Annotated in this window: 16 protein-coding genes; 14 read left to right on the forward strand and 2 right to left on the reverse strand. The window is 67.5% G+C overall.

Annotated elements, in window-relative coordinates:
- The gene (locus XCSCFBP4642_RS23630) at positions 1-282 is read right to left on the reverse strand and encodes a PqqD family protein (protein WP_033897834.1); all 282 of its coding nucleotides are present in this window, start codon (positions 280-282) and stop codon (positions 1-3) included.
- 80 nt (positions 283-362) lie between these two features.
- Positions 363-1,103 carry a class I SAM-dependent methyltransferase gene (locus XCSCFBP4642_RS0100650; RefSeq protein ID WP_029218091.1) on the reverse strand — a complete coding sequence of 247 codons (741 nt, stop codon included), beginning with the start codon at positions 1,101-1,103 and terminating at the stop codon, positions 363-365.
- A 182-nt stretch (positions 1,104-1,285) separates the two neighbouring features.
- Here XCSCFBP4642_RS0100650 and XCSCFBP4642_RS29325 point away from each other — a divergent pair, with 182 nt between their 5' ends.
- The 14 genes from XCSCFBP4642_RS29325 to XCSCFBP4642_RS0100715 all read left to right on the forward strand — a co-directional run bounded on the left by XCSCFBP4642_RS29325 (position 1,286) and on the right by XCSCFBP4642_RS0100715 (position 17,324).
- Positions 1,286-1,441 carry a hypothetical protein gene (locus tag XCSCFBP4642_RS29325; RefSeq protein WP_167331376.1) on the forward strand — a complete coding sequence of 52 codons (156 nt, stop codon included), beginning with the start codon at positions 1,286-1,288 and terminating at the stop codon, positions 1,439-1,441.
- A gap of 41 nt (positions 1,442-1,482) precedes the next feature.
- Complete coding sequence (locus XCSCFBP4642_RS0100660; protein ID WP_029218092.1) at positions 1,483-3,408, forward strand: asparagine synthetase B family protein; 1,926 nt, start codon at positions 1,483-1,485, stop codon at positions 3,406-3,408.
- A 245-nt stretch (positions 3,409-3,653) separates the two neighbouring features.
- A complete protein-coding gene (locus XCSCFBP4642_RS0100665) occupies positions 3,654-4,226 on the forward strand; it encodes a lasso peptide biosynthesis B2 protein (protein ID WP_228325657.1) in 573 nt (190 codons plus the stop codon).
- Positions 4,211-5,968, forward strand: coding sequence for an ABC transporter ATP-binding protein (locus XCSCFBP4642_RS0100670; RefSeq protein WP_029218094.1), 1,758 nt, complete (start codon positions 4,211-4,213; stop codon positions 5,966-5,968). Before XCSCFBP4642_RS0100665 ends, XCSCFBP4642_RS0100670 begins: the two co-directional genes overlap by 16 nt.
- A complete protein-coding gene (locus XCSCFBP4642_RS0100675; protein WP_033898786.1) occupies positions 5,965-7,200 on the forward strand; it encodes a lipopolysaccharide biosynthesis protein in 1,236 nt (411 codons plus the stop codon). The genes XCSCFBP4642_RS0100670 and XCSCFBP4642_RS0100675 overlap by 4 nt, the downstream gene beginning before the upstream one ends.
- Positions 7,201-7,268: 68 nt before the next feature.
- Positions 7,269-8,561, forward strand: a complete 1,293-nt coding sequence (locus tag XCSCFBP4642_RS0100680; RefSeq protein WP_029218096.1) for a hypothetical protein — start codon at positions 7,269-7,271, stop codon at positions 8,559-8,561.
- The gene (locus XCSCFBP4642_RS0100685; protein WP_029218097.1) at positions 8,558-9,511 is read left to right on the forward strand and encodes an NAD-dependent epimerase/dehydratase family protein; all 954 of its coding nucleotides are present in this window, start codon (positions 8,558-8,560) and stop codon (positions 9,509-9,511) included. Before XCSCFBP4642_RS0100680 ends, XCSCFBP4642_RS0100685 begins: the two co-directional genes overlap by 4 nt.
- On the forward strand, positions 9,508-9,660 hold the full coding sequence (locus tag XCSCFBP4642_RS29080) for a hypothetical protein (RefSeq protein WP_160170346.1): 153 nt from the start codon (positions 9,508-9,510) through the stop codon (positions 9,658-9,660). Before XCSCFBP4642_RS0100685 ends, XCSCFBP4642_RS29080 begins: the two co-directional genes overlap by 4 nt.
- 91 nt (positions 9,661-9,751) lie before the next feature.
- Positions 9,752-10,489: a TylF/MycF family methyltransferase gene (locus XCSCFBP4642_RS0100690; protein WP_228325663.1), complete on the forward strand. Its 738-nt coding sequence runs from the start codon at positions 9,752-9,754 to the stop codon at positions 10,487-10,489.
- Positions 10,486-11,832: a hypothetical protein gene (locus tag XCSCFBP4642_RS0100695; protein WP_029218099.1), complete on the forward strand. Its 1,347-nt coding sequence runs from the start codon at positions 10,486-10,488 to the stop codon at positions 11,830-11,832. Before XCSCFBP4642_RS0100690 ends, XCSCFBP4642_RS0100695 begins: the two co-directional genes overlap by 4 nt.
- A 52-nt stretch (positions 11,833-11,884) precedes the next feature.
- On the forward strand, positions 11,885-13,726 hold the full coding sequence (gene asnB, locus XCSCFBP4642_RS0100700; protein ID WP_029218100.1) for an asparagine synthase (glutamine-hydrolyzing): 1,842 nt from the start codon (positions 11,885-11,887) through the stop codon (positions 13,724-13,726).
- A complete protein-coding gene (locus tag XCSCFBP4642_RS0100705) occupies positions 13,719-14,741 on the forward strand; it encodes a class I SAM-dependent methyltransferase (RefSeq protein ID WP_029218101.1) in 1,023 nt (340 codons plus the stop codon). The genes asnB and XCSCFBP4642_RS0100705 overlap by 8 nt, the downstream gene beginning before the upstream one ends.
- The gene (locus XCSCFBP4642_RS0100710) at positions 14,728-15,987 is read left to right on the forward strand and encodes a hypothetical protein (RefSeq protein WP_029218102.1); all 1,260 of its coding nucleotides are present in this window, start codon (positions 14,728-14,730) and stop codon (positions 15,985-15,987) included. Before XCSCFBP4642_RS0100705 ends, XCSCFBP4642_RS0100710 begins: the two co-directional genes overlap by 14 nt.
- Positions 15,984-17,324 carry an O-antigen ligase family protein gene (locus XCSCFBP4642_RS0100715; RefSeq protein WP_029218103.1) on the forward strand — a complete coding sequence of 447 codons (1,341 nt, stop codon included), beginning with the start codon at positions 15,984-15,986 and terminating at the stop codon, positions 17,322-17,324. Before XCSCFBP4642_RS0100710 ends, XCSCFBP4642_RS0100715 begins: the two co-directional genes overlap by 4 nt.

Consider the following 17,324-nt stretch of genomic DNA (forward strand, 5'->3'; position numbering starts at 1 on the left):
TCAAGCGCGGATCTCGACCGCACCGGCGCCGTGCAACGTTTCCAGCAGCGCGATCACGTCTGCCTCGATGATGGATCTGGCCGTGGCGTATTGCGCGCTGAGTCGATCGCATAGATCGCCGAGGGTGCGCGGCGAAGCAATCTGCATCCAGACATCCTTGCCGACCGGGTCGAGCGAGAAGTACAGGCCGCGCTCGGTACTCATGATCACCAGTTCTTCGCCCATTTCAGCGGTAAGACACCCCGGGGCTTGTGCGATCAGAGTCGTCGGAGCGATGCGCATGACAGGGCCGATAGCGTGGGAAACGAAACCTTACCTGGGAAGCGCGGTGACTGGAAAGCCGGCGCGGTTTCGACGGACGCTCAATCGTGGGGAACTGCACGGCGGCGGAACACGGCCTGGTCGTCAGACTGCACCGGCAGGCGTCGGTTGTCGGGGCCGAACAGCGGCGTGTCCGCGCGCGCCGGGGTTGGCATGGTCAGTACCGGTTCGAACCAACGCGCCGCCTGGGTATCGCGCAGACGGAAATTGGCGTGACGCACCACCAGCAACCCGCCTGGACGCAGGCAACGGGCGAAGTCCTGCAGTTGCGCCTCGACGTCCCGGAACCGGATCAGGTGATCGCACCGCGCGCCGCGATGCCGCGCCAGGTCGCCGCGTCGCAGAACCGCCAGACAGAAAATGGCGTCGTAGCTCGCCTGGCCCTCTTCCACCGTATTGCCCGCCACCGCGAACCGCAGGCCGGCATCCGGGTGCGTCCCAAGCCACTGTCGGCACAGCGCGATATGGCCGGGATGGATATCCAGCCCAATGATCTCCGCATCCGGGAAGTAATGGCGCAGGCTGATCACTTCTTCGCCCGTCGAGCAGCCGAAGGACAGCAAGCGCGGCGCAGGTAATCCGGCGAGCGCGCCTTGCACGTAGCTAAACAGCGACGGATAGCGATCCAACGACGTGGTGCCATAGTCCTGGAACAGGGGCGCCCGCGCCGTGAGCTGCAGCCGGGCGTACCCCCGCCCTTCGCGGTTGCGCGCCGCCCGATACAGTAATCGCAGGCCGGTCCGGGTCAGCAGGCGATGCCAGGGCATTCGTGGCGAGCTCATGCAGGCGCTCCCGGGCAAATCCGGCGTTGGTCATGTCTGCAGCGGCAGGCACGGTAAACGCACCCGGAAGCGGCGGATTGGACTTGGCGACAGGTGACCGTGACGTGCATGGTCATGCAGCTTATGATACGAAGCCTAGATCCCCGCAGCAGCCGCTGCGGCTCTCTGCGCGAGGACATCGTATGAACGCCAACGAATCGGCAGTTTCCGACCGGCTCACCCCGCAGCCAGGCCACAAGGTATGGTCCACGCCGGTGGTTTCGTTCCTCTCCATCGACGAGACCGCCAACAACGCGACTAGCGGCAACGATGGCCTAGGTCCGACCACCGGCTCCTGAGTCCATCTGGCCCGACATCGTGCGGGTCGATCGGGAGATCGATGAGCGATTTTGCCGGTATCTGGCATCTGGATGGCCGCCCGGTCGAACCGGACGCAATCCAGCGACTAGGGAACGCGCTACAGGCGCGTGGCATTGGCCCTGCCAGAATCTGGAACGCGGGCGAGTTCGCGGTGGTGCATCGCCAGCATGTCTTCACTCCCGAAGACGATGACGAGAGATTACCTCGCATCGGCGCATCCGGGGCGTTACTGGTCGCCGACAGTTCGCTTGTAGGCCGTCGCGAGCTCGTGCACGCACTGGGCTGGTCGACCTTGCCCGCGCAGGCGGACGGCGAGCTATTGCTCGAGGCTCTGCAACGCTGGGATACGGCCGCGTTACCGCGGCTGCACGGCAGCTACGCCTTGGCACTGTATCGACCGGACCAACGTCGGCTGTTGCTGGCGCGCGATCCGGTCGGCCAGCGGTCGCTGTTCGTGCACCGTGGACCACGGCTGATTGCCTTCTCGACCCGATTGCCGGCCTTGCTGACGCTGCCGGGTGTTCCCAGGGACCTGGACGAGCAGAGCTTGGCCGACCAGCTCGTGATGGACCGCAGCCGGCCGCAGCGCACGGTCTACCGCGCAATCGACCGGGTGCCTGCCGGGCATACCATGCAACTGACACCGGAGGTGACCTGCACCAGGCGCTGGTGGTCACTGCCCGAGGCAGGCTCATTGCAACTGGGCAGCGATGCCGATGTGGAAGCCGCCGCGGCCGACGTGCTCGATCGCGCGGTCGCCGATGCCTTGCGCGCCAGCAAGCCGGCAGCCGCCTGCCTCACCGGCGGACTCGATAGCGGCTCGGTCGTGCTCTCGGCCGCGCGCCAATCGGCGCCGGTCCCATTGCTCACCCTCACGCGGGTGCCGCAAGCAACCACGGCTGCGGCGAACGCCACCCATTGTTACGACGAATCTCCGCGCGCCCGTCTTCTGGCCGCCAGCCATCCGGGGATCGATTGGCACATGGTCGGCGACGATGACGGCGACTGGGGTGAGTACGATGCCGAACGCTGGTGGCAGGTCAATGGTCAACCGATGCGCTCGCCCTTGAACATGGCCTGGTTCTTTCCGCTGCACCGATTCCTGCACGCGCGCGGTGGAAATGTGTTGATCGGAGGCGAGATGGGGAACGCCTTCTTCAGTTACGACGGTCTGGTGCATCTGCCGGAACTGCTATGCGCCCGCCAGTGGCGCACGCTGCTGACGCAGACGCGCGCGCTTGCCCGGAATCAGGGGTTGAGTTCGCGTAAAGCGCTGCAGCGGTTTGTCTTGCGCCCCTTCGCGCCAGTGGTGGCGCTGCGGTATTGGCACGGCTTGCCGGCCGCGCCCTGGATGCAATACGCAGCGTTGCATCCGGATTTGGCACGCAAGCTTCGCATGCACCGTCAGCTGGACCGGGATCGCTACCGGATCCGACTCGGCGGACGCCATCGCTCTGCGCATGCCCTGCGCGAATGGTTGCTCGGCCATGCAGCGGCGATGGATGGTTGGGGCACGCTGCGGGCGATCTCCGGCGTTGACTTCCGCATGCCGCTCGCCGACCGGCGCGTCATCGAGTTCTTCGGCAGCCTGCCGCTGGACCAGTTCCTGCGCGATGGTGTCACCCGCTCGTTGCCGCGGCGCTTGCTTGCCGCACGTGGCGCTCCGCCGGAGATCTTCGCCAACCGGCAGGTCGGCGTGCAGCATGGCGACTGGTTTGCGCATCTCACCGCACAGCGCGCGGCCATGCAGGCGCAACTCCATGCACTACGCGATTCGGCGCTCGCCCGCCGCGTGCTTGACCTGCCACGCCTGCAGGCATTGATGGACGATTGGCCACATGATGCGCAAGCGGCCGAATCCAGACGCGAGGCCTATCTGCAGATGCTGGTGTTCGGTCTGCAGACCGGCCGATTCCTGGCCTGGCACGAACGCGGCGGCAGCTGATCGTTGCCGGCAGTCGATCGCCTGGTCATGCGCTCGGTGCGCCGTGAGCGCACTACATTCGATCCTGTCGACACCGGCACGCCGACGCACGCCTTTGCTAGGCTAGCAGCCACCGGCCACGGCATGCCGGTACGGGTTTGGGTGCCGGCATGGGTTTGGTCGTGCAGACCGCCAGTCCTCCGACACGTGTCCTCTGCCATGCTCCTTCTGCGGTGGGTCCTGTACGTGCGACAGCGGACAACGTCATGTTCCAGCGCCAGCACGCGCTGCAACCGCCAGGCATTCCCGCAGCGGCCCACCCGCTGTCGGGGGCAGGGCGGGCGATGATCGGTTCTCGTGCTGTCGCCGGCGTGCGCCAAAGTCTGCTGGCGTTCACCCGCCTGCCTCGTTTCGAACGCCTGCTGCTGGTGCCGACCTGGCTGCTGCTGGGCGCGGCACGTGGCGCCGTGCGGTGGATAGGCTTCCGCCACCTGGCCCGCTGGGTGGGCCACCAGATGGCGGTGCCGCCTGCCCTGCCGCGCCTGGACGAGCGCGCGCAACGTCGCGCCCTGCAGATCGGCCGGACGGTGAGACTGGCTGCTCGCCATACGCCCTGGCGATCCAACTGCCTGGCGCAAGCGCTGGCTTCGCATTGCCTGCTGGTGGTCTTCCGGGTCGCTCATGTGCTCTGCCTGGGAGTCGCGCGCAGTGCAGACGGGGCGGCGCTGCAAGCGCATGCCTGGGTCGTCGCCGGCAGCCAGCACGTGACCGGTGGGCACGGTACCGACCGCTTTACCCGGGTGGGTTGCTTCGTGCCCTACGTATGGCCGCCCCAGTGACGGTCTTCCGTTTCGTCACCGGCGTGTTGCGTTGGGCACCGCGCGGTCAGCGCATCGGGCTGTTGATGCTGATGGTGCTGGCCGCTGCGACAGAAGGCATCGGCGTGCTGTTGCTGGTGCCCTTGCTGAGTGCACTGCAGGGCGACGCCGTCGCGACGGGAGCGGCACACCAGCTGTTGCGTCTGCTCGCGGCGCTTGGTGTCCGGGCGAGCTCGCCGATCCCGTTGTTGCTTCTGTTCTGTCTGGCACTGCTGCTGCGCAGCGCGATCCAGTTCGGCCGCGAACAGCTTGCCGCGCGACTGCAGCAGGACGTGGGCGAACGGCTGCGCATCAGCAGTTTCGCTGCCCTGCTCGGTGCGCAATGGCGTTGGCTGGCGGGCCAGCGCACTGGCGACCATGCCAGTCTCATCCTGAGTGATGTGAGCCGCGCCGAAGTCGGGCTGGGACACGGTCTTGCGATGGCCTCCACGGCGGTCACCGCCGCGCTCTACCTGCTGGCCGCCTTCGCGCTGTCCTGGGTGCTGGCGCTGGTCGCCACGCTGAGCGGGATTGCGTTGCTGTTGTTGGTAGGCAGCCAGCGTCACGAGGTGGCGCTGCTTGGACGCCAGTTGACGCAGGCACACCAGGGCTTGCACGCGGGCCTGCACGACCGCCTGTCCGGCCTGCGCCTGGCCAAGATCCTTGGGGCCGAAACGGCGTATCTGGCGGCATTCGAACGCACGGCCCGGACCGTGCGCAACCAGCAACTGCGGTTTGCGCGGGGTTTGAGCGTGTCCAAGGCCTGGCTGCAGAGCGCCGGTGCGATCCTGCTGGCGTTCTTTACCTACCTCGGCCTGCACTTCCTGCACATGGGCATGGCCGAGCTGCTCGTCCTGGTGGCGATCTTCGCTCGCCTGGTCCCGCTGTTGACGACAGTGCAGCAACAGCGCCAGTACTGCCTGCATGCGGCGTCGGCGTTCGCCGAAATCGAACGCCGGCTACAGGAAAGCAGGGAGTGGACCGAGCCGGCGCCGCCTGACGCCGCACCACCGCTCCAGCTGACCACCTCGCTCGCGCTGTCCACGGTCCGGGTCCAGTACGCTGGACGCGACACGCCCGCGCTGCAGGATCTGTCACTGCTATTACCGGCGCGTACCACCACGGCCGTGGTCGGTGCCTCCGGTGCCGGCAAGAGTACGCTGGCCGACGTCCTGAGCGGCTTGCTGAGCCCGGATGGGGGGGCGCTGGAGATCGATGGCGTGGTGCTGGATGCGGCCGCCCGGCGCAGTTGGCGCCGCTCGGTGGCCTACGTGTCGCAGGACGCGTTCCTGCTCAACGACAGCGTGCGCAACAACCTGTTGATGGTTTGCCCGCATGCCAGTGAGGCGGCCTTACACGCGGCCTTGGAGCAGGCCGCAGCCCAGTTTGTGCATGCGCTGCCGCAGGGTTGGGACACACCGGTCGGCGATGGCGGCATGCCGCTGTCCGGAGGCGAACGCCAGCGCCTGGCCCTGGCCAGGGCGCTGTTGCAACGTCCGGCGTTGTTGATCCTGGACGAAGCCACCAGCGCGCTGGACCACGAGAACGAGACACGCATCCGCAGCGCCATCCAGCGCCTCCATGGCGACGTGACCGTGCTGCTCATCGGCCATCGGCTGGCGTTGCTGGACCAGGCCGATACCGTCCTGGTCCTGGACCAAGGGCGGCTGGTCGCGCAGGGCCCATGGCAGGTGGTGGCGCCGGTCTGGATCGGCGCACGGTGAAACCGCGTCTGCCGCCTGACTGGCGCAACCTGGTACGTGGAGTGTCGGCGCAGTGGGGGTCGATCCTGTTCGCCGCCGCCGTCTCACTGGCGCTGTCGGTATGGCTGGCGCGCGGTATGGGACCGGCCGGCTTCGGGCGCTATGCCTACCTGCTCAATCTGGCGACCTTGCTGGCGCTGCTGCAGGATGCCGGCATGCGTACCCTGGTGCTGCGCGAAGGGGTTGCCGCCGGCATCCCCGCACCGATGGCGCGCGCGCTGCCTGGGCTGGCACGCGGGCACTTGCTGTGGTCCACGCTGTTGCTGGCCGCCGCCAGCCTGGCAGCGCGCCACGCCGGCGGCGATCCCGCACTGGTCTGGGCGGTGCTGTGCTTCGGTGCGGTGACGCTGACCCAGTTGGTCTCCGCCCAGTTGAAGGCGGCGGGCCTCTGGCAACGCGACGCCAGCTGGCTGGCGGGTGCGCGTGCGCTCAGCGCGGTGCTGGTGGTGATGGCCGTCCTGCTGCTTGGTTACGACCCCGGCGTGGTCTTCGCTGCCTGGGGATGCGGTCTGGTGCTTGCCTATCTCTGGCTGGGGAGAGGCCTGCGGGATCGACCGCAATGGCGGCCGCAGCCGCTGGCCTACCGCGCGGCAGCCGGCTTCTTCTGGATCGACACGGCCACCGGCCTGTACCGTCGCAGCGACGTGGTGATCCTGCAGCACATGGTGCCTGCGGCGGAGCTTGGGCAGTACGCCGCGGCGTATCGCGTGTTCGATGGCGTGCTGCTACTGGCGATGCCTGTCGCCTTATTGCTGTTCCGCCAGTTGCGGCTGCAACGCACGCAGGCCACACGTGCGCGCCGCCTGGAAGATCGCGCGCTGTGGCTGGCCGGTGCGGCAGGGCTGGCGCTGGCGGCGACCGGTGCCTGGTTCGGTACCTTGCTGATGGAACTGTTGTACGGAGCGGCGTATCGCGTAGTGGCGGGGCAGGTGCTCGGCTGGCTGTTCGCCGCGTTCGTGTTCGTCCTGCCGAACTATGTGCTGACCCAGGCCGCCATCGCCAGCGACCGGCAGCGTTGGTACGTGCTCGGCGCCGGTCTGGCGGCGGTGGTCAACATCGCGCTGAACCTGCTGCTCACCCGTCAGTACGGTGTGCACGGGGCAGCCATCGCCGTGATCGCCACCGAAGCGACGCTGACCGCCACGTTATGGTGCGGGTTGCGCATTGCGGGGCGCGGCCGCGCCCACGCGTAGGTGCGTTGCCGCCGTTGCAATCGCTGTGGCACAGTGCTGCCGGTGCGGCGTGGCGCTCCCATGTCTCCTTGAACAGCAGCGAAGACCTAATGCCGGGAATAGACGAGATCCCTGAACGCCGCGACGAGGTCTCCCTAGGCGATCTGCTGCTGGAGATACTGCGCTTCTACCGAGAGTTTGGCCGCCTGCTGATCCCGGTGGCGTTGCTGTTCGGCCTGTTGGCCGGTGTGCTTGTCGCCGTGCGGCCCTTGCATGCGCTCACGGCGTTGCTGGAAACGCCGCAGATGACGTTGGAGCAATGGCGCAAGCTGCAGCCCATGCTGGCCGACCGACAACTGGTGGCGGCGTCTCTCGCGGGCATGACCGATCTACCGGCCGAGCAACGCGAACGTTTGCAACGCGCGTTCGTGCGCAGGACCTACTGGGACACGCGCGTGACCTACCGCAGTGCGGTCGAACGCGACGACATCCGCCAACAGGTCAACATCGATGTCAAGAGCGTCGGCGCGCTGGGCTTGGAAGTGTCGCTGTACGCGCGCGACGATGCAGCCGCGAACCAACAGCTGGACGCCATTGCGCAGCATGTGCGTCAGGTCGTGCTGTGGGTCGGGCTGCGCGATTATCTGGACAGCCTGCGTCAGCAGGCGCTCGAACAACGCCCGCGACTGCAGATCGACCAGGTTCAGCAGCGCTTTGCGATCGAACAGATGGAGCGACAGGCGGCCGACATGCAGCAGTTGCTGGAGCGTTATCCGGAACTGCGGCGCAACGAAGTGAACACGGTCGTGTCGGTCGGTGATGGTGGCGGACGCTACCTTTCGCCGCTGGCGCAAATCGTCGCATTGCAGTCCACCATCGCCGAGACCCGTACCAAGTTGCGTCAGGTAGAGCGCGAACTGGAACGGCTGGATGGCAAGCAGCGCTTCCTGACGCGGGTGGATCAGCGCGCGCAGGCGCTGCGTCTGGGCCGCGCGCTGGCAGATTGGGTGCAGAGCTGCCGGGTGGCCGTGTTCGGGACCGGCACTCCGTCCAGCCCGTCGCTTTCGCAGGTCGCCAGCGAAATCGACCTGGCGCTGTTGCAACAGCGCTGGCGCGCACAACTGGTGCGCTACCGCGCCATTCCCGCGTTGTCGCCGGCGCCGATACCCTCTCGCCACCCGGTGCTGGTCGGGCTGGCGGTGTTCCTGGGAGTGCTGGTGCTCTCATCCATGGCGCTGTCGGTCTACGTGATTGCGCGGCGCCACGGCGACCGTCACGCGCCATGGTCGGCGCATGACGATCCGTTGTTCGCCTGGTTGCCGCAACGCGCACGGCGCAGCTTGCTTGGTCGCGCAGGGGCACGCATGCAGGGGCCTGGATGAAGCGGGTGCTGGTCACCGGCGCGGCCGGGATGATCGGGCGACGCGTTGCTGGCGCGTTGCTGCAGCGTGGCGATGCGGTGGCGGGGTTGGACGATCTATCCAGCGGCATGCGGTTTCCGGAAGACCTGCATGCGGCGATCGTCGCCGACGTCGACCAACGCGAGACGGTCGCTGCCGCACTGCGTGAGTTCCGTGCCGATGCGCTGGTCCATCTGGCTGCCATCCATCACATCCCTACCTGCGAGACGCAACGCATACGCTGCCTGCAGGCGAACGTCGTCGGCACCGAAAGCGTGCTGCACGCTGCCAGCGACGCGACCGTGGGACACGTGGTGATCGCCTCCAGCGGTGCGGTCTACGCCTGGGGTGACGGCGCGCTGGACGAACACGACAGTGCAACCGAAGCGCGCGACAACTACGCGCTGTCCAAGCTCTGCAACGAAACACAACTGCGGCTGTGGTGCACGGCCCACACTGGCCGACGCGGGCGCGCCGCCCGTCTGTTCAACACGATTGCCCACGACGATCCCAACGCGCACCTGATACCGGACGTGCTGGCGCAGCTGGCCGCCGACCCGGCAGAAACGCCGCGCCTGCGGCTGGGCAACCTGCAGCCGTGCCGGGACTACATCCATGCAGACGACGCCGCAGCAGGATTGATCGCGCTGCTTGATGATGAGCGGCCCGACCCGGCCTTCGATGTATTCAATCTATGTTCCGGGGTGGAGCATTCGGTTGCCGAGCTGGTGGGACAGATCGGTGCGCTGCTTGGGCGATCACCGCGCCCGGAGGTGGACCCGCAACGTCGGCGGCGAATCGACCGTCTTCACCAGCTGGGCGATCCAGGCAAGGCGGCCCGCGTGCTGGGGTGGCGCGCACGCTGGAATTTGCGCGAGGCATTGCAGCGCGTGTTGGCGGCTACCGACGCGTCCACCGGACAGCGCACGTGAGCCTGCTCAAGGCGGTCACGCTGTCTGCCGCCGATCTGCCCGCGATGCCTGCTGCGCACTTCCTCAAAGACGAGGTTTGCAGAGGAACCGAGCCGCGCCGCGTCCAGCATCTGGCGCCGGCCAGACGCGATCCACCGTCTCCATGGTGAGCGCAAGGTTGACCATTGCGTTGGCGCGCGCCCAGCACGGATACTCCTATCGGCTGGTTCCCCCGTTCCTGCGAAGGTGCCTGGCTTGTCTGTGACGACCATCGAACGCCTCAAGTTCGCCTACCATCGGTTGCGTGGGGGAGCGAACCTGCATCGTAACGATGCACTCGGCGCACTGTTTCGTGCATGGGCTTACGTGCATGCGACCCAGCTGGCCGGCGACTACTACGAATTTGGCGTGTATCGCGGCAACAGCCTCGCCCACGCGTGGTTGAGCTATCGCCATCATCGGCGGCATCTGGAGCACTGCGCGCGGCTGCCCTACCGCAGGAAGGGGACGGTGTCGGCGTTTCTGGCGCAGCGCCCACGCTTCTACGGCTTCGACACGTTTGTCGGGATGCCGGCAAATCTGGAAGGCGAAGACAGCCTGGCTGCCGGCAGCTTTTTTGCCACGCAGGCGCAGGCGCAAGCGCGCTGTGCGGCGGTCGGTCTGAAGGCGCCGGATCTGCAACTGGTGCCTGGATTGTTCACCGACAATGCGCAAGCCATTGGCCGCACGCCTGCGGCGATCGTGCATATGGATTGCGATCTCTACAGCTCGGCGCACGACGCCCTGACCCTGATCGCACCGCGTCTTGTGCAGGGCAGCGTCATGCTGTGCGACGACTACGATCTGTTTCGCGCCGACCACCAACAGGGCGAGCGCCGGGCGCTGCAGGAATGCGCCGCTCGCTTCGGCATCGCGTTCGAACCCTGGTTCGCCTATGCCGCCGCCTCGCGTGCCTTCCTGTGCCATGTTCCGACGCTTGCACCTGCCCCGCAGCCATGACCGCCGCGCAGCGCATGCGCGCGGGATTCGTTGCCGGCGCGACGCTGTACGCGCTGGGTCAGGGCTGCGCCCTGTTGTTCCAGTGGCTGTTGCTACGCCGGTTCGGCTTGCAGGGCTATGGCGAGGTGGGGCTGGCACACCTTGGCCTGCTGACCCTGCTGTTCCTGGCCGATCTGGGCTATGCCTCGCTGTTCCTGCGCGAGGACCCCGACGCCGCGGGCTGGAACGAACGCTGGCGCCAGGCGCTCTGGCACCGCCTGCTCGCCACCGTGCTGCTGGACCTGCTGTGGATCGCCGGCGCCTGGTGGCGGAGCCGCGGACAGGGCGAGGGGTTTCACTATCTGCTGGCGGCGCTTCCGGCAACGGTGTTCGGGCTGGTGGGCTATTCGGCACCGCTGCTTGCGCAAGGACGGCGGCTGCCGGGATTCCTGGTGCAGCAGGTGGCGATGCCGGCGACGATCCTCGTTTGGCTGGTGTTGCAACGGCTGCCAGGCTGGAACGGCGGGTTCGGCGCCGGGCTGGCGGTCAGCCTGGGGTATCTGCTGCAGGCACTGGTCAACATTGCCGTGTTCGGCGCATCGCTGCCGTTGCTGTGGCCGCGCCGCGGTGGCGGTCGGCGCATGCTGCGCCCGGCGCTGCAATTGTCGTTGCTGAGCATCGCCGGCACCTTGCACGATCGATTGACGCCGTTCCTGCTGGCATCGATCGCGCCGGCATTCCTGCCTGTGTATTTGTTCCTGAACTATCTGCTCAATGGGGCAAGCGGTGTGTTCAACCAGTTCAACCGCCTGTTGGTGGCCGAAGCGCGCGGCCCGGCCGGGGATCATTGGGCCGGCACGCTGGTTTCGTTGGTGCTTGGCGCAGCCGCCGTGGGTGCGTTGGCGCTGCTGTTGGCGGCCGCCGCCTGGGGCAGTGCCGAGCAACGCGCGTGGCTGCCATGGGTCACCCCGGTACTGGCCGCAGGCGCGACCACATTGCTCGGCAGCGTGCTGTCGGCCCTGTTGATCGGACGCCATCGCGAAGCGATGCTGGTTCCGTTGTTGTTGGGCGGCGCGACTTGCAGCGCGCTGCTGCAAGTCGCGGCAGCGGCGGCGCATGCGCCGCAATGGCTGCTATGGCTGCGATTCCTGTGCGTGCTCGCCATCGCGGCGGCGAGCCTGCACCTGTGCGGATTACGCTTGAACGCCGGCGGCTATGCGGCGCTGCTGTCGGCAGTGCTGGCGGTCTCGCTCGGTGGCGGTCCGGTGGCCATGACCCTGGCGGCGCTGCTGCTGGTGCCGGTGGCGTGGATGGTGTGGCGATGTCGCAGCCTGCTGCGCACCATCTTGCCGGCGCGCGCGTGATGCCTGGTTGCACCTTGATTGAGATGTCCAGCCACCAGAATCGGAGGCCACCATGTGCGGCATAGTCGCGCTGCGTAGCTTCGTGGCGGAAACGCCGTTGCAGGCACGCGCCGAACGCGCGCTGGATGCCTTGTCCCGCCGCGGTCCGGACGCGCAGGGGCTGCTGTGCCTGGAGCAGCCGGTGCCCACTGCGTTGGGCCACCGTCGCTTGGCGATCCTGGACCTGACCGACGCCGCCACCCAGCCGATGCGCTGCACCGAGACCGGCAACACGGTGGTCTTCAATGGCGAGATCTACAACTTCCTCGAGTTGCGCCGCGAACTGGAGGCGTTGGGTCACGCGTTCCGCACCGACAGCGACACCGAGGTGATCCTGCACGGCTGGCGCGCCTGGGGCGAGGACCTGTTCCCACGTTGCAACGGCATGTGGGCCCTGGTGCTACTGGATCAGGCGAGCGGCGATCTGATCTATTGCCGCGACCGGATGGGTGTCAAACCCTTGTATCTGCACCACGACGGCCGGCAACTGGTGCTGGCCAGCGAGATCCGTGCCATCGCTGCCTGCTTGGGGGGTTACCCGCCCCCCAATCCGGCGGCGGTGTTCGACTTCCTGGTCACCGGTCTGTCCGACCACACCGGCGAGACCTTTTACGCAGGCATCCGCGCCGTCCCGCCAGGCTGGCTGTACCGGGTGTCGCCCACTGGTCACAGCCGGCGCACGCCATACCACCAGTGGCCCCTGCCCGGCGCAGTTGCACCGCTGGATGCGCAGGCCACTGTGGAACTGCTCGAGGACTCTACCCGCCTGCGTCTGCGCTCGGATGCTCCCACCGTCTCGCTGCTGTCGGGTGGATTGGACAGCTCGATCCTGACCACTCTCAGCGTGCAGGCCGGTGCGCTGCCACGTACCTGCTTCGCCGGCGCCTTCACCTACGGCTACGACGATGCCGAGCAAGCCGGTTTCGACGAAACCGACGCCGCGGCAAGCCTGATGCGCACGCTGGGGCGGAGCGAGCGTCACTTCCTTCATCGCGTCCGCGCGATTCCGGACGAGGAGGAGCTGCTGGCACTGGTGGCCGCGCAGGAAGAGCCATTCTGTACGCCGTCGATACTGGCGAGTTTCCGCATGTATCGCGCCATCCGCGCCGCCGGTTACAAGGTGGTGCTCAATGGCGAGGGCGCCGATGAGCTGTTCGGTGGATACGTGCGCCTGTACCTGGCCCTGAGCGCACGCAGTGCGCTACACCAGGCACGGCTGCCGACCGCCATCCGGCTGCTGTCCACCGGTGCTGCGGACCCGCGCCTGCTGCTCAACCGCCTTGCGTGGGATCTGCCGGTCGGCCCGCTGGGCGCATTGCTGCGCCGGCATCGGCCAAGTGTGGCCTGCATGTCCTCGGCGTTGTGGCACGACCAGGCGGCACGGTTGCGACTACTGCAGGTCGATCGGCGAGCGGACGTCCAGGCGCGCCTGCGCAGCGACGTGCTGTCGACCAATCTTCCGATGGTGTTGCGCATGACCGACCGCAACAGCATGTCCGCCGGCGTGGAGGTCCGTGCACCGTTCCTGGACTATCGCCTGGTCGAGCGCGCGCTGTCGACGCCAGCGCTGCAGCGGATGGGCGACTATCACGGCAAGGCGATGTTGCGACACGCGTTCGCTGATCGCTTGCCGGCGCGCGTGACCACGCAGCGCAAGAGCACCGGCTTCGGGCATGCCGAGCAATTCCTGGTCGACCGCATGCCGTTGCAGCAGGCGCTGGCAACGCTGCCGGCAGGGGTGAACACGCTGCTGGATGTGGCGCGGCTCCGCAAGGAGCTTGCCAGCGGCAGGTCCCACAGCACGCTGTGGTTCGCCGTCTCGGTCGCGCTGTGGTATCGGAGCGTGTATGCGTAGCGCGCTGCCGACATCGCAGGACTCCTGGACGCCCGACCATGGGCATTGCCGCTGTTGTGGCGGTACGCAGGCGCAACGCACGGTCTGGGCAGAGGTCTATGTCGGAACCGGCCAGGAACTGCGCCGCTGCGGCGCATGTGCAGCGGTGTATCTGGCACCAGACCTCACCGAGGCGGCGTTGCAGCATTTCTATGTTCACGACTATCGCCGGCTGTTTCCCGCAGAAATCCCTTGGGGTAGCCAAGCGCGTTTCTTCGCCTGGCGCGGCGATCGCTGGATCGCGCGCAGCCGGCTGCAGCAGATCGCGCCGGCGCTCGCGCCGGCAGCCAGGGTGCTGGAGGTCGGCTCCGGCTTCGGTGCCTTCCTCGGCGCCGCTGCCGTCCTGCGTCCGGACCTGCACTTGTCTGCCTGCGAACCGGATGCTGCGCATCGCGATGGATTGCTCGACGGCGCAGCGGTGAGGTTCCTGCCCGCACTGGACGCGGTCGCCGATGGGCAGTTCGACGCCGTTGTCGCCTTCCATGTCCTCGAGCACCTGACCGATCCGCGCGCGTTTCTGGCGGCATTGGCGCGCATCCTGGTGCCCGAGGGACAGGCGTGGATCGAAGTCCCGGACCTGATAAGCGGATGGCGCTCGCGCACCTACGTCCACCCAGCCCATCTGAGCTATTTTTCAGTGCCATTGCTGCGGCGACTGGTCGAGGCGGCAGGCCTGGAGGTCGTGTCCTGCGGTCCGTATTCCAATCGCGGTGTCCTGGCCGGCAACATCTGGCTACAGCTGCGGCAACCCGCACAGCGGCGCAGCGCTGCGCCATTGGCGATGGCAGATCCGCACGAAGTTGCCACGGTCGACGCACGCCTGGACCAGGTGGGATGGAGCGGTCGGGATCGACTGCAGCGGCGGCTCAAGCACGGCCTGATGGGCGTGCTCGGCAGAGGCCTGTTCGGTGAGCTGCAGCGCTGGCGCGGATACCGCCAGCTTTGCAAGGACCAGGCAAACGATGCGCTTCGCTGAGTTCCAGCAGGCCGTGCATGCCCAGTTCGGCGCCGAGGCTGCCTCGGTACGTCATGAAATCTACTTCCTGGCCCGTCGCCGTCGCGGCGCGTGGCTGCGTGCCGCGCTGGCCGTGCTGCGCGATATCTGGCTGTGCCTGCAGCTGCCGCACGATGCGCCGGCCCTGTCCGCCTGGACAGCGCTGGCGACACTGCCGGGCAGCAATGGCTGGGGCGCGCTGGCTCCCTATCTGGCCGATCTGCACCAGCAGGGTTTGGAGTGCACGGTGCTGATCCATCCCCGGCTACGGGGCAGCATCGATGGTCAGCTGCCTGCGCGGCCCACCTGGGCCAGCTGGCGGTCGGCGGTGCGGGCGCTGGCCCTGCCCCGCAAGACGACCGGACCGGCAGTGGCCTCGCTCTGGATCGTGCGCGCCTGCGTATTCCGGCAGCGCCTCTGGCATGGTGCCTGGCAACGCACGCTTCGCGCGCCATCCACCGGAGCCACGCTGCTGCTGCACAACGATTTCGACATGTACGCCGCCGCGGCGGTACAGGCCGCCGGGGACGGCTGGCGTAGCGTTTGTGTCCAGCATGGCCTGCCGACCGACGAGTTCTTCCCGGTCCGGGCCCGGCATCATCTGCTGTGGGGGCCCAGCAGCGCGCAGGTCTATGGCCGGCATGGCGTCGCTCCGGCGGCCATCGGCTTCGGACCGGCCCTCGCGCTGACCGATCTCGATACCGCTACGGCACCGACAACGCTGTATCTGATGTCGCAAAGCCACACGCCGATCTACGGGCCCACCCTCGCCACGCAGCTGCTGGCCCTGGCACGCGATCTGCTGCCGCTGGAGGCCGACGGCGTGGCCGTGCGGATCCTGCTGCACCCGGAGGAAGTGCGCGGCATGCATCCCTATGCAGACCAGCCGCTGCGCCAGCGCTGCCAACCTCCGCCGCACGCGATCCTGCAATCCGGTGGGCCTCCGGCGCTGGTGGTGGGTTTCTGCTCGACCGCGTTGCTGCACGCCGCCTGCCGCGGCCACTATGTGATCGGCATGGCCTGGCCCGCGTCCGCCTCCCATGATGCGTTGGCGGTCGGGCGGCCGCTGCAACAGGCCGCCGATGCCGACGCGCTGTTCGCGCTGATCGGTGCGCTGCGCCGCGATGCGGGTGCGCGGGTGCGATTCGCTGCGCAGCAACGGCACTGGTTGCAGCAGACCTTCGTCGCCGATGCCCGGTGGCCGCAACGCCTGGCAGCGGCATCATGAAGCGTGCGTACCTGCTGCTGGCGGTGCTGTTATGGGTCCACCTGGGGGATCTGCTGGTCGCGTGGCTTTACCACGGCGGCGCGCTGCCGGCTGCCGCCATGCTGCGGCCGTTGCGGGATGGCACGCTCATCGTGCTGGCCGGCATCGCGCTGGTGACGGTGCGCATGCCACGTGCGTTGTTGACAATGATCCTGATGTTCGGGCTGATCGCGCTCGCCTATGCACCGGTCGGATACGCGCATGGATTGCCGCTCGGCATCGTCATCGGCTCGCTTGGAACGCTCCTGCTACCGATGTTGCTGGTGCTCGCCGGTTACTGGTGCATGCCGCATCGGGCGGACTTCCGACAAGCAGCCCGCTGGTTGGTCTGGTTGGGCATCGTCAGTGCCTTGTTCGGTATATGGGACCTGGCACACACCGATTTCTGGGTGCATACGGTGCGGTTGCCGGACTACCTGGCGCAGGTGAAAGGCGTGCTTCCCAAGGACACCGATCCGGACACCCGGCTGCCATGGAACTTTTTTGGCGGCGAGGATGACTCCCGCCGGGCCGGCGGGCTGGTGGCCGCCCCGTTGGCGCAAGGGCAGTTCCTCGTCACTGCGGCACTGACCGCACTGGGTCTGTGGCAGCGGCGCTGGCCGTGGCGCGCCCTGCTGGTGTGCCTGGCGTTGCTGGCGGGCGTGTGGATGTCGGGCACGCGCGGGGCCATGCTGGCTGGCATCGTGGGGGTGCTGGGCTATCTGGTCAGTTCACGCGGACTGGTGCGATCGGCATGGGCACGGCTGCTGCTGGTAAGTGGCGTCGCGCTGATGCTGGCCGCCGCGTCCTACGGCATCGTGGTCACTGCCGTGAACTTTCGCGACGGCTCCACCATCGGCCACTGGTGGGCGCTGCAGCGCAATCTGGCTGATCTGCACCAGGTCGTGCTCTGGGGCGGTGGGTTGGGCCGGCAGGGTGCGGTGGCCGCACGCCAGGCGCTGACCGACCTGGGCGGCGGCGAAGGCGCCGTGTTCACCATCGCGTATCAGATGGGGCTACCGGCAGCGCTGTTGTTCCTGGCCTTTATCGGCTGGAGCCTGCACGTCCTGTGGCGCGCCTATCGCCAACACGACGACCATCTGGCGTTGGCGATGTTCTGGCTGCTGGTTGGCATGGCGACGACCTTGATCTCCTCCGACAACGCGATGACCGTGTCCGGCGCCGGCGGTTTCTGGCTACTGCTCGGAGGTGCCTTGCGTCACTGCCACTGCCTGCTGCTGTCCCGACGGCCGCTCGGGCGCACATACAGGGGCAATGCAACGCAGGCCGGACCTGCCGCCGACATGGCCGCGGGCTAA

It is taken from the genome of Xanthomonas cassavae CFBP 4642 (genome assembly GCF_000454545.1).
GTDB classification, from domain to species: Bacteria; Pseudomonadota; Gammaproteobacteria; order Xanthomonadales; family Xanthomonadaceae; genus Xanthomonas; species Xanthomonas cassavae.